This window comes from Paenibacillus gansuensis (genome assembly GCF_042684925.1).
Taxonomy (GTDB): Bacteria; Bacillota; Bacilli; order Paenibacillales; family DY6; genus Paenibacillus_N; species Paenibacillus_N gansuensis.
This window is the reverse complement of the sequence record NZ_JBHUME010000011.1, coordinates 130,839-142,636: the sequence shown is the minus strand read 5'-3', so window position 1 is coordinate 142,636 and position 11,798 is coordinate 130,839. Positions and strand designations below refer to the sequence as shown.

General features: G+C 54.1%; 9 protein-coding genes. 4 read left to right on the top strand and 5 right to left on the bottom strand.

Features of this window, described 5'->3' with window-relative positions; translation table 11 throughout:
* Positions 1-8 precede the first annotated feature (8 nt).
* The 3 genes from ACFSUF_RS17980 (at position 9) to ACFSUF_RS17970 (ending at position 1,475) form a co-directional block, all read left to right on the top strand.
* Entirely contained in the window at positions 9-500 is a 492-nt protein-coding gene (locus tag ACFSUF_RS17980) for a pyridoxamine 5'-phosphate oxidase family protein (RefSeq protein WP_377605017.1), read from the top strand.
* A gap of 121 nt (positions 501-621) precedes the next feature.
* Positions 622-882 carry a DUF1294 domain-containing protein gene (locus ACFSUF_RS17975; RefSeq protein ID WP_377605294.1) on the top strand — a complete coding sequence of 87 codons (261 nt, stop codon included), beginning with the start codon at positions 622-624 and terminating at the stop codon, positions 880-882.
* Positions 883-896: 14 nt separating this feature from the next.
* The gene (locus tag ACFSUF_RS17970) at positions 897-1,475 is read left to right on the top strand and encodes a DUF3895 domain-containing protein (protein WP_377605014.1); all 579 of its coding nucleotides are present in this window, start codon (positions 897-899) and stop codon (positions 1,473-1,475) included.
* A gap of 93 nt (positions 1,476-1,568) precedes the next feature.
* On the opposite strand, the gene ACFSUF_RS17965 is transcribed toward ACFSUF_RS17970, so the two are convergent.
* The 4 genes from ACFSUF_RS17965 to ACFSUF_RS17950 all read right to left on the bottom strand — a co-directional run bounded on the left by ACFSUF_RS17965 (position 1,569) and on the right by ACFSUF_RS17950 (position 6,450).
* Positions 1,569-2,285 carry a class I SAM-dependent methyltransferase gene (locus ACFSUF_RS17965; protein WP_377605012.1) on the bottom strand — a complete coding sequence of 239 codons (717 nt, stop codon included), beginning with the start codon at positions 2,283-2,285 and terminating at the stop codon, positions 1,569-1,571.
* A gap of 326 nt (positions 2,286-2,611) precedes the next feature.
* Positions 2,612-4,306 (bottom strand): M3 family oligoendopeptidase, encoded by a 1,695-nt coding sequence (locus ACFSUF_RS17960; protein WP_377605010.1) that lies wholly within the window; start codon positions 4,304-4,306, stop codon positions 2,612-2,614.
* Positions 4,307-4,399: 93 nt separating this feature from the next.
* Positions 4,400-6,226 carry a CHASE2 domain-containing protein gene (locus ACFSUF_RS17955; RefSeq protein WP_377605008.1) on the bottom strand — a complete coding sequence of 609 codons (1,827 nt, stop codon included), beginning with the start codon at positions 6,224-6,226 and terminating at the stop codon, positions 4,400-4,402.
* Positions 6,211-6,450 carry a hypothetical protein gene (locus ACFSUF_RS17950; RefSeq protein ID WP_377605006.1) on the bottom strand — a complete coding sequence of 80 codons (240 nt, stop codon included), beginning with the start codon at positions 6,448-6,450 and terminating at the stop codon, positions 6,211-6,213. Before ACFSUF_RS17950 ends, ACFSUF_RS17955 begins: the two co-directional genes overlap by 16 nt.
* Before the next feature lie 309 nt (positions 6,451-6,759).
* Here ACFSUF_RS17950 and ACFSUF_RS17945 point away from each other — a divergent pair, with 309 nt between their 5' ends.
* Positions 6,760-7,788 (top strand): thiazole biosynthesis adenylyltransferase ThiF, encoded by a 1,029-nt coding sequence (locus ACFSUF_RS17945; RefSeq protein ID WP_377605292.1) that lies wholly within the window; start codon positions 6,760-6,762, stop codon positions 7,786-7,788.
* 459 nt (positions 7,789-8,247) lie between these two features.
* Here ACFSUF_RS17945 and ACFSUF_RS17940 read toward each other — a convergent pair whose 3' ends face one another.
* A complete protein-coding gene (locus ACFSUF_RS17940) occupies positions 8,248-11,772 on the bottom strand; it encodes a PAS domain S-box protein (protein WP_377605004.1) in 3,525 nt (1,174 codons plus the stop codon).
* Positions 11,773-11,798: the final 26 nt, after the last annotated feature.

Here is an 11,798-nt window from a genome sequence, read left to right as displayed (position 1 = left end):
TGAGTGGGATGGGGAAGTTTTTTGACGAACTCAACGAGACGCACATCCAGTTTATTCAGCAGCAAAATATGTATTTTACAGCGACCGCGCCAACCGCCGGGGGAATGGTGAATGTATCGCCTAAAGGATATGACGATTCCTTTTGTATTATCGGGCCTAAGGAAGTGGCTTTTGTCGATTACGGCGGCAGCGGGAACGAAACAGCACTACATGTACAGCAAAATGGACGGATTACTTTGATGTGGTGCAGTTTCGGCGAGAGTCCGTTGATTCTGCGTATTTATGGCCGGGGGCGGGTTGTAGCCAACGACAGCGAAGAGTTCAAGCCTTGGTTGGAGCGTCATTTTCCGGGTGCGGATCCGCGTGTGCTGCGGCAGGGTTTTGCCATAGATGTGGCTTCCGTTCAGACCAGCTGCGGCTTTGGCGTTCCGTTCATGGAGTTTACGGGTGACCGGAGCCGATTGAAGGAATATGTAAACAAGAAAGCCGGATTGGCATAAAAGGAAGAGCAGCTTATATAGAAGAGCAGCTTAAAGATAGAGTGGAAGCGCAAGCGTCAGGCTGCGGCCGTGCGGGTGCTTCCTTTTTGTGCGGGAGGGGTAAAGGAAAATGGAACTGATTCTGGTTATCGCGGCGGTTATGAATATTGCCGGTTTCGCCATGATGGGCGCGGACAAGCAGAGGGCCCGCAGCAAAAACTGGCGCATTCCCGAGAAGCGGCTGTTTACGGTAGCAGCCTTTGGCGGCGCGCTGGGAGTATGGGCAGGGATGAGGATGTATCGGCATAAAACGCAGCATCCTTCATTTAAATATGGCATCCCTTTCCTGCTTGTCATCAACGTCATTGAGGTTTATTATATGATTTCATGGATTGAAGGTTAGGGGAGGACGGGAGCATGACACGCAAAAAGAAAGAACAAGACTTATATCAGGGAGACTTGTTTGACCTGTTCGGCGAGCAGGCGGAGGAGGGCTCCGAGGCATCGGGGAGCAGCAATTCCGGTTCGGGTGGAAGCGGCGGAGCGGCCGGTGCCAGCGGCGGGATCGGCCGCGCCGGCAGCCCGGGTTACGCCGGGGCGGCGCGCTCGCCGGAAGCTGCGAACGCCGCTGGCACGGCGCCCGGCGCCGCGGGCGCGGGCCTAAGCGGCGGCTCCGCAGCCGGCTGGGACCTCTTGGTGCCGCCGGCAGCGCCCGGCACCGCGAGCACAGCCGGCCGAAGCGCCGCCATGCGGCCCGGCCTCTCGGAGCACCTGCAGCACGCGGTCGTGCAGGAGCTCCGCCAGCAAGAGACGAGCGTCCGCGCCGTCTGCGAGACGCTCATCAAAAAGCACGGCGCGCCGGACAAGCGTTATGTTACGGAGAAGCCGTACATTTTCGCCGACGTCTGCCGGTACCTCGACCAGCTCTGCAGGGAAGGCCGCTGCGAGCTGATGTCCCAGGACCCCAGCGACCGCCATTACCGCTGGCTGGAGTAAAGTGACGGCCGAAACCTGAACAGCAGCACGGAGAACAACAAGAAAACCCAAACCGCCGCAGGCAGTTTGGGTTTTTTTAATTGTTTCCCATTATTAGGCCAACCGGTGTTTCCGCACAGCGATCGTGACGGAGTCAGCCTTCAGCAACACCGGATCGTCACCCCGGGTAATCTCCAGTTCCAGCGGCTCCTCATGCAAATGCAGCCGCTCCCAGCCGTCGTACATCCGGCTCAGCAGGTTAAGGACGTAATCGCGCGTCTTGATGACCTCAAAAAACGTCTCCCGCCGCTCCCCGCTGGGGATATCGTACTCCTCAATGTTCGTATGCATTACGACGCAGTTGATCCCGTCGGGACGGGTACCCTCTACCATCGCTTGCAGCACCTTGTGCAGTGCGGCCTCAGATCTGACATGCTCCAAACTGGAACAGGCGATGATATAGTCGTACGTTCCCGGTGTAATGGTAAAGTCGCTGATATCCTGCTTAACGGTAACCAGCGCGTCATCCACTTCGTATTTCTCACCATACTCTTCGAGCTTATCTAATGCGGTGTCCAAAAGGTCCACACAAATGACTTTTCCGCCTGCGGGCTGAACGATTTCTGCAAGAGGGATGCTGTTGCGTCCAACGCCGCACCCCAGATCCAACACGGTCAACGGCCTGGCGGCATCCAGCAGCTCCGCATGGTTCATGACGGCTGCTACGGGTTTGTGGAGCCAGGAACCTTTTTGATACAATTTATAATTCTCAAAGCATTGTTCATGATACTCGCGCTCTTCTCTTCGGATTCGTTCTATGCGTGTATTCATGGCGTTCACCTATCCTATCCGTTTTTATGTTTTTAACCAGAACGGGGCAAGGGAACGCATGATTTCCAAAATAAGTTAGATTTGCGCGCGGATTCAATTCATTTAAATAACGGTGACATGCTGTTCTGGCCCATTCGTGCTGATGCGCCCACGTTTCCAAAACATGATGAGCCCACCTTAGTAGCGCTTCCTCTCTGTCCGGTCCTTCATCCGATGCAACAACATCCTCAACAGTAACGGCATATGGCCTTATAGGCAGCTCCAAAGCAGGCCATGAAACGGATTTCCTGGTTAGTTCAACTGATTCACTCTATTTCAACTTGGGCCTAGAGGTTCTTATCATCTACGCCGTTCAACCATTCTTCAATGCTTCCGATCACAGAGGAAATGGATCCTTCCTCAAAAGGCGAAATCAAACCGGCGATTTCAACCAGCTCGGTAAAGGACAAGCTTCCGCCTTTGCGGCAAAGGCGAAGGTAATCCTGCCAAGCTTGTTCGGCGTTTTCGTTCGACCGCTTCCAGAACTGGAAGGCACAGATTTGGGCTAGCGTATAGTCGATATAGTAGAACGGGCTGCGGAAAATGTGCGCCTGCTTTTGCCAGAAGGTGCCGCGTTCCAAATAAGGCATATCGCTGTAATCCCGGTGGGGCAGGTATTTCCGCTCAATTTCGCGCCACACTTGTTTCCGCTCGGCCGGAGTCATCTCCGGATTCTCGTACACGCGGTGCTGAAATTCATCCACGGCCACACCGTACGGGATGAACAGCAGGGAAGAACTGAGGTGGATGAACTTGTATTTGTCCGTTTCCTCCTGGAAGAACAGCTCCATCCACGGCCAGGCGATGAACTCCATGCTCATGGAGTGGATTTCGCATGCCTCATAGGTCGGGAAGGCGTACTCCGGCACCTGATAGTCGCGGCTTGAATACACTTGGAAGGCATGGCCTGCCTCGTGTGTGAGCACATCGATATCCCCGGAAGTCCCGTTAAAATTGGAAAAAATGAACGGGGCCCGGTACTTGCTGATGTAAGTGCAGTAGCCGCCCCCTTGCTTGCCTTTCTTCGTAACGAGATCGAGCAGGTTATTGTCCACCATAAATTGATAAAATTCATTCGTTTCCGGGGACAACTCCGCATACATGCGGGCGCCTTGCTCTACGATCCAGTCCGGATCGCCTTTGGGCACAGCGTTGCCTGACGGGAAGCCGAAATCGTCGTCATAATAGCGAAGCCGGTCTACACCGATCCGTTCCTGCTGGCGCTGTTTCAGCTTTGTGGCAACAGGCACAATATGGTCTTGGACCTGCTTGCGGAACACGGCGACTTTGGCTGCGTCGTAATCCGAGCGGTTCATACGGACATAACCGAGCTCGACGAAGTTGGAAAAACCCAGCTTGTGGGCGATCCGGGTGCGGATTTTGACCAGTTGATCATAAATCTCATCCAGCTGCGGCTCGATTTCCTCCAGAAATCCATAGCGGGCTTCGGATGCCTTGCGGCGGATTTCCCGGTCTGTCGATTGGGTATAGGGAATGATGCTTTGCAGGTTCAATTCCTGCCCGTCCCAAGGGATTTTGGCGGAGGCCAGAAGTTTGGAGTACTCGCTTGACAGTTTGTTTTCCTGAACGAGATCCTCCACAATCTCCGGTGAAAATTTACGCAGGGAGAACTCTGCAATCGTGAAGAGCTGCTTGCCCCATTTGGCTTCCAATTCGCTCCGGAAAGGGGAGTTGACCAGCGCTTCGTAGTATTTCGTTATGAGCCCCTGATAATGTGGATCGGTTTCATCGACGAAATCCTGTTCCGCTTTATAAAACTCGTCGTTCGTATCCACCGAGTGGCGGATCTGAACGATCTCGGCCATGGATTCCACTTCGCTCCGCAGCGCGTTGATTTCTTTCATAATTTCGTCCTGCACATGAAACGAAGGCGCTGCGGCAAACCGCGCCAGCAGCCCGTTGAATTTCTCTTCCACTTCTGGGAAATCGATACGTTCATACACGAAATCCTGAAACTTCATGGGAACTCAGCTCCTTTTTAGACCATAGGTCAATGAGTCTATGTATATTTCTAGTATACAGGAAGGAGGGGAGCTCAGAACAGTTGAGTTTCGTTACAGTTGTTTGTTCCCGGGTTGGCAGTCCTTGAGCCCGAGTACCTCATATAATTTGACCGGTACGGTTTTGCCTTTCATCATGCGCTCTCCGATGCAATTATACTCAAACATGTCCTTGGTGCGTTCATAGGTTGAATCGGATACGAGTACCTGATTGGCCACAGTGTTGGACTCGATTCGGGCCGCGATGTTGACGTTGTCGCCGATGGCCGTGTAGTCGACCCGGAGGTAGGAGCCGATGTTCCCGACAACGACCTCTCCCGTGTTGATACCGATGCCGACGCTGATGGTTACGCCATAGCGCTGCTCGATTTCACCGCGTACTTGTTCCATCCCCCGCTGAATGTCATAAGCGGTCTTTACCGCACAGTATTCGTGGTTCTCGACATCCAGCGGTGCGTTGTACAGAATCATGGCTGCGTCGCCGATGAATTTGTCTATGGTGCCGCGGTTTACGAGTGCTTTTTCGGTGATCAGGTTGAACATGGTGTTTAGAAAATCGACGACTTCTTCCGGTTTCAGCCGTTCCGACAGGGTGGTAAACCCGCGGATGTCCAGGAACAAAATCGTCAGCTCTTTCGTAATGCCGCCAAGCTGAATCTCGATGTTACTGCTCGAAATCTGCTTGACCAGATCCGGAGAGAGATAGCGCCCGAACTGCTTGGTGATGAAATGGCGCTGCTTGGTTTCGAAAAAAGACTTGACCGCCACGTTCGTTAAATATCCCAGAAACAGCACCGCAAGCGGACTGATGCTGTCCATGTAGAAGCGGATCCCGCTGAAGGTGAGATATTGGATTAATAGCAGGCCCGCCGCCAAGGCGAACAGGGTGAGCATGCTGTATATTGTTTTGAGCCGCCAGGTGACCCAGATGATGAAACTGAACAGGAGGAGCATGAGCATCAGGGTAAACCAAGGGTTGATAAAAGTAATATAAGTCCCGTGCAGCAGCTGATTGACAATGTTGGCGTGGGCATAAACCAGCTTCATTTCCTGTTCGAGGGGGGTGATGCCGTTATCGTTTTCGAAGCCTACGGCAGTGAAGCCTACGAGGACGATTTTGTCCTTAAAAACGTCCGGCGGAATGTCCCCGTTCAACACAGAAACAAAAGGAATGGTCGTAAAATCATAGGAATCCGCATCGTAATCAATGGCGATTTCGCCTTTGGCGGTGCGGCTGCTGCGGTAGTCCAGATAATGCTTTACGTCCGCTCCGTACATAGAAGCAGCCTTGAGAGCCATAGAGTCCAACGGGCCGTCCGGCGTCTGCAATTGCAGCCAGGTCCGGCGGATCATGCCGTCAGAGTCGAGGAGTGCATTGATATGGGCATGCTGCGTCACGTCGTAGAAGGCGGGAAGGGGATGGTTAACTTTGTCTACTTGCAAAAGCCGGCTGCTTTGGGCCGTGGAAGTCCGGGAGGATGCATGGTCCGTATCCCCGTAGGAAGGGAAAATGACGTTGTCGTACTGTGCCAGCGCCTTGGCAAGTGCCTGATCGTTCTCAGGCTGGTCCTGGGAAGGAGAGTTGAACATGATGTCAAAACCTATCGCTTTAGGCTTGGCCTCAGGCTGATTCAGGTACTCCAGAAACGGAATGTACACATCGCGGCTCCAAGGAAACGTTCCCAGCTCCTGCAGCGACTCCTCGTCAATCCCGACCACGACGATATCCTCGTGGGGCTGATGGGAGGCGGCCTTTTGCATATTAAAACTGTATAAAGCCCGGTCCAACACCTGCAGCACGTCCTTGCTGAACAAGAGAAAGCACAGCAGGGCGACCGCGACGTTGCCCCAGAGGGCGATGCGTTTTACTTTGGGATCCATGGAAAAACACGTCCTTGTTTTTTATTGGGGGAGGCTGGGGCGATCAGATGTTGTTTGGCTGCGGACAACGCTGACATCATTTCATCGATCTCTGCCTCATTCAGATGAAGCGTGACATACTTTGGCCGGTATCCCCCGCTGCTTGTTTCGATCATAATGATGCCTTGTTCTTTGTCTGCTGTGATGATGAGGTGTTCATTGTTAAGTATCGTGGTCCATACCATGGGCCTACTCCCTTTCGTGGAAACTGTGACTATTTTACCATTAGTTGTTCGTGGTGGCAGTAAGAATTTTGGCGAATTTTGGTGGAAAGCAAGGGCGTATTGAAATCAAAAGAAAAGGGGGCTAGAGTAGAAGCAGAGGAAAAATACGGATGACAGAAAGGAATGCGCGGCATGAGCAGAGAGCGGGGAGGAAGCCTGCCGGGGAATCGGGGGCTGGAGAAAAGCGAGTTGGAGAGAAGCGGGTCGGAGAAAAGCGAGTTGGGGAACAGCGGTCTGGAGAGCGAAGCAGGAGCGGGCTCCGGGAGCGAAATCGACCGGAGCGGCAGGTATTCCCGGCAGGAGCTGTTTGCCGGGATCGGCAAGGAAGGGCAGCGGCGTCTCGGGGAGACGCATGCCCTGATTGTAGGCGCGGGCGCCCTCGGCACAGGCAATGCCGAGGCGCTCGTTCGCGCAGGCGTAGGCACGGTCACGATTGTGGACCGGGACTACGTGGAGTGGAGCAATCTGCAGCGCCAGCAGCTGTATTGCGAGGAAGACGCCCGGCAGCGCCTGCCGAAGGCGCTGGCCGCGGCGAACCGTCTGCGCGAGGTGAACTCCGCCGTCACCATCCGCCCGGTTGTGGCGGATGTGACGACGGAGGAGATTGGAGCGCTGACGGAGGGCGTGGACGTTATCGTCGACGCGACGGACAACTTCGAGACGCGCCTGCTGCTCAACGATATTTCGCAGCAGAAGGGCATCCCCTGGATTTACGGCGCCTGCGTCGGCAGCTACGGCCTGACGTTCACCGTGATCCCCGGGGAAACCCCTTGCCTGCAGTGCCTGCTGGAATCGGTACCCCTGGGCGGGGCGACCTGCGATACGGCGGGCATTATCGGGCCCGCCGTGCAGATGGTCGTCGCCCATCAGGCCGCCGAAGCGCTGAAGCTGCTTTCGGGCGACCGTCAAGCGCTGCGCCACAAGCTCGTTTCCTTCGACTTGTGGCAAAACCAGTACGCCGCCATCGACGTGCGCGGCGTCCGCCGGCCTGCGTGCCCTTCGTGCGGCGAGCGGCCGTCGTACCCGCATCTGGCGGCGGCAAACCACACTCGCACGGCCGTTTTGTGCGGCCGCGACACCGTGCAGATCCGACCGCCTCACCCCGTCCGACGGAATCTGGACGAGGTGGCGGCGTCGCTCTCGCGGCTAAGCGAGGGCCGCGTCGAGCGCAACCCCTACCTCGTCTCGTTCACCGTAGGTGACCAGCGCCTCGCTATCTTTGAGGATGGCCGTGTCCTGATCCACGGCACCAAAGACACCGCCACGGCCCGGTCGCTGTATCACCGGTACCTGGGCTAAACCCAAAAGAGGTACCCGGTCGCTGTATCACCGGTACCTCTTTTTTGAAAGATAAGAAAGTATAAAATTAGGGGAGCCCGAAAGTGGCCGTCATTGGCGGGATCTTGAAGCATTATGGTACTGTTTTTCGCTGTGCTGCTGCGGGATTACCTTAATTTAGCCCTGATTTAATGGATGACAAAACAAGCAACACTGATTTTCTTTACGCTGCACGGGTGACGACGAAATAAGGAAAATCAGTGTTGATTTATTGGCTGGCTACGGAAAATAGCTTCAAATAAGGGAATCGGACAGCCGATTAACGAAAGTGGTTACCAAAAGAGGTGAAATGCTGCCAGCATTCTTACCAAAGCTCCTAATTGACTTGGCTTCGTATTCTCACTGCAGCGGCTGGAAGCACACCCTTTTCCCCACGCTCGACAGTACCTTGTTAGCCAAGGACGCCGTCAGGCGTTCTTCTTACAGGTGCTCAACCCTGCCTGATGCAAGACATTCGTCCAGCACCCGTTTGACTTCTTCCATAGAGATGGGTTTGCTGATATAGCCGTCCATGCCTGCTTTGAGGCAGGTATCCTGGTCTTCCTGCCGGGCAAAAGCAGTGATGGCTACGATAGTTGGCAGGTGTCCGTCCGGCAGCGACTCGCGGATGCGGGCCGTAGCTGCGATGCCGTCAAGCAGAGGCATTTGCACGTCCATGAAAACCAGATCGTACGGTTGCGACCTAACGGCTTCCACCGCCTGGGCTCCGTTTTCGACCATATCCGCCGAATATCCCAGCTGAGACAGAATCCGGTGAATGAGTGTCCGGTTGGTCGGCTGGTCTTCTGCCACCAGAATCCGCAATGGCCCGCGGTCTACGGAATCCACGGAACCCACGGAACCCACGGAACCCACGGAACCTGCACTACCTGCACTACCTGCAATACCCGGTGTTCCCACAACAGCCTCATTCGTACCCCCGCCGCCCTCGTCCTGCCCGAGCAAAGCATCGCTCACCAGCACGGTAAACCGGAACGTGGAGCCTTCACCTTCCACGCTGTCTACGCTGATGGTGCCTCCCATCAGTTCCACAAGCTTCTTGCAGATGGCAAGACCGAGTCCCGTACCGCCGTATTTCCGGTTGATGGCCGGATGCAGTTGTGAGAACGAGTGGAACAGATGGCTAAGTTTATCCGAAGGTATGCCGATCCCGGTATCCGCTACTGCAAACTCTACAAAGTACGGCCGTGTACCGCCGGCTTCCGACAGCGGACGCAGCGTGATTTGAACCTCACCGCTTTCGGTGAATTTCATAGCGTTGCCTACCAGATTCAGCAGTACTTGCCGGATCCGGACCGGATCCCCCAGTACGGCCGGAGGGAGGGAATCGTAGAACTTGACGCTTAGCCGGATCCCTTTGTCCGAGGCGCGATTCGTGAAAAGATCCGTAACCGATTCGGTCAGCTGCCGCAAGTCGACGGGCTCATGGGAGAGATCCAGGCGGCCGGCTTCGATTTTGCTGAAATCCAGCACGTCGTTCAAAATCCGGAGCAAAGCCTCGCTGCTGCTGCGGACAATCCCCGCATATTCCAGCTGTTCCTCATCGAGCTGAGTGCTCATCAGCAGATCCATCATGCCGATCACGCCGTTCATCGGGGTGCGGAGTTCATGGCTCATCATGGCCAAAAATTCCGACTTCGCATGATCCGCCCGTTCCGCCGATTCCTTGGCCTTCATAATTTCCATCTCGTTCGTAATATCGTTAAAAACAACGACGGCCCCTTGAATCTCCCCGCCGTCGATAATAGGAGTGACCCGGTAGTCCACCAAAAAGCTGGAACCGTCCGTCCGCCAGAACACTTCTTCTCTGGCGGAACGCGGCAATCCGTCCCTGATCGTCCGCATCATCGGAGATTCCTCTGAGAGGTAAGGGCTTCCGTCTGCCCGCGCTGGCTGAATCGCCCCAAGATGCCTTCTGCCGGCAGCGGCCCCCGGGGGATATCCGAGCATAGCGGCCCCGGCCGGATTGATGAACATTCCTTTCCCGTTCCGGTCCAAGCCGAAAATCCCTTCCGACACCGAATTCAGAATCAGCGAGTGTTCATAGCTCAATTGCTCGATTTGTTGAATGTACTTTTTGCGCTCGGTAATATCCAATCCTATGCCGTAAACCCCTGCGACCTGCTCGTCGATCACAATGGGGATGTTTGTGACGTTCAACTCGATGCGGTGTCCGGCTTTATGAAGAATAGCTAAATCGTAGTTTTGAGGAACTCCCTTTTTAGCCAGCTCGAAATGATGGAATGCTTTGTCCATATCGGCCGGATCGGTGAATGTTTCAAAAGACGTAGACATCAGTTCCTCTTCCGTATACCCGATCATCCTGATCAGGCTAGCATTGACCGAAGTAAAAGCCCCGTTCATATCAAAAGAATACACACTCGACGGATTATGCTCGAAGAGGGATTTATAACGCTGCTCGCTCTCCTGGAGGCGGCGCTCCGCTTCTTTACGTTCCGTAATATCCCTGGAGACGGCGATAATCTCCGTAACCGCTCCCGTGTGCTCATCGTGAATATAACGTCCTGTGCTCTCAAACCAGACGTAATGGCCGTCTTTATGGCGGATCCGGTACGTTACTATATACATTCCTTGAGCGGCCAGGTTAGCCGTCAAATAATCCCGGATCAGCTGAACGTCTTCGGGATGAAAATAATCAAAAGCGCTCGTTCCAACCAGCTCGGAAGGTTGATAGCCCAAGAAAGGCAGGCAGGAGGGAGAGGCATATAAATATTCTGCCGTTGGATCGGCAGAATGTCTAGAAATAAAATCCAGAGAGTTTTCCGAGATCAGCCGGAAGTGTTTCTCGCTTTCTTTCAGGCGCTCTTCCATGATTCGGCGTTCCGTAACGTCCTGAACGGTCCCGACCAAGCGGATCACTTCACCGGTCTCATTCATAACCGGCTTAGCTTGGGAGTAAATCATTCTGGTGTCACCGTCCGGCAGCGTAATGCGGAATTGCCGCTCCGTGGAGCATCCCGCCATAAGCTGCTTAAGATTGGCGGTCACACCTTCCCTGTCATCCGGATGCACACTCGATATAAACGTGTTGTATTCCGCAGGGCCTTCGTTAATCGTGTAACCGAACAACCGGTTCATTTCTTCCGTCCTTGAAAACCGGTTTGTCGCCAGCTCCCAGTCCCAAGAGCCGATACGGGCGATCCGCTGGGCTTCCGCGAGGTTATCTTCGTACTCTTTACGATCTGTAATATCGCGGCCGATGCCGAGCACCTTTTCCAGCTTGCCTTGTTCATTTCGCAGCAGTTTAATCACAGTTTCAAACCAGACATAATGTCCTTCCTTATGCCGGAGTCTGGATAGAACCACATCATCGTCCATAAACACACGCCGCTCCAGTTCAGCCCTATCGTCGGGATGATACAGCTCGAGCGTATTTTTCCCCACCATTTCTTCAGGTTCATATCCCAGCGCTTTGCGGATGGCAGGCGAGACATAACGGGTAATTCCGTCCGGGGTGCTGTAGCTGATAACATCCTGGGCATGTTTGAAGATCAGGTTATACAGCTCTTGGTCCTCCGACAGCTGCTGTTCCGCCGCTTTTTTGTCCGTAATATCGATAGCCTGCGTAATAAAAAATAACGGCTCCCCTGTCTGCTCGCATCGGACAAGCGTGACATACAGAGAGGCCCACACCAGCCGCCCTTGTTTGTGCAGGTATCTTTTTTCGAATTCGAACGAAGTCTGCCTTCCGCTCAACAAGTTAGGAAAAATGCTCTCATGGTCCGTTGCCAGGTCCGCCGGAAACGTTACTTCCTTATAAGAAATGCTTAACAGCTCTTCCTCAGTGTATCCCAGCATGGAACAAAAGGCGGGATTAATATGAGTCCACACGCCGCTTTCCGGAGAAACGATCGCAATCCCGATGGGCGCAGAACGATATATATGTTCAAACATAGATACATGGTTGATTGATGATGGAAACATGAAGATTCACCCCTTCCAATCTTATC

Coding starts and splice junctions, on each gene's coding strand:
- ACFSUF_RS17980 (WP_377605017.1), top strand. CDS start 9: ATGGGGAAGTTTTTTGACGAACTCAACGAGACGCACATCCAGTTTATT.
- ACFSUF_RS17970 (WP_377605014.1), top strand. CDS start 897: ATGACACGCAAAAAGAAAGAACAAGACTTATATCAGGGAGACTTGTTT.
- ACFSUF_RS17965 (WP_377605012.1), bottom strand. CDS start 2,285: ATGAATACACGCATAGAACGAATCCGAAGAGAAGAGCGCGAGTATCAT.
- ACFSUF_RS17960 (WP_377605010.1), bottom strand. CDS start 4,306: ATGAAGTTTCAGGATTTCGTGTATGAACGTATCGATTTCCCAGAAGTG.
- ACFSUF_RS17955 (WP_377605008.1), bottom strand. CDS start 6,226: ATGGATCCCAAAGTAAAACGCATCGCCCTCTGGGGCAACGTCGCGGTC.
- ACFSUF_RS17950 (WP_377605006.1), bottom strand. CDS start 6,450: ATGGTATGGACCACGATACTTAACAATGAACACCTCATCATCACAGCA.
- ACFSUF_RS17940 (WP_377605004.1), bottom strand. CDS start 11,772: ATGTTTCCATCATCAATCAACCATGTATCTATGTTTGAACATATATAT.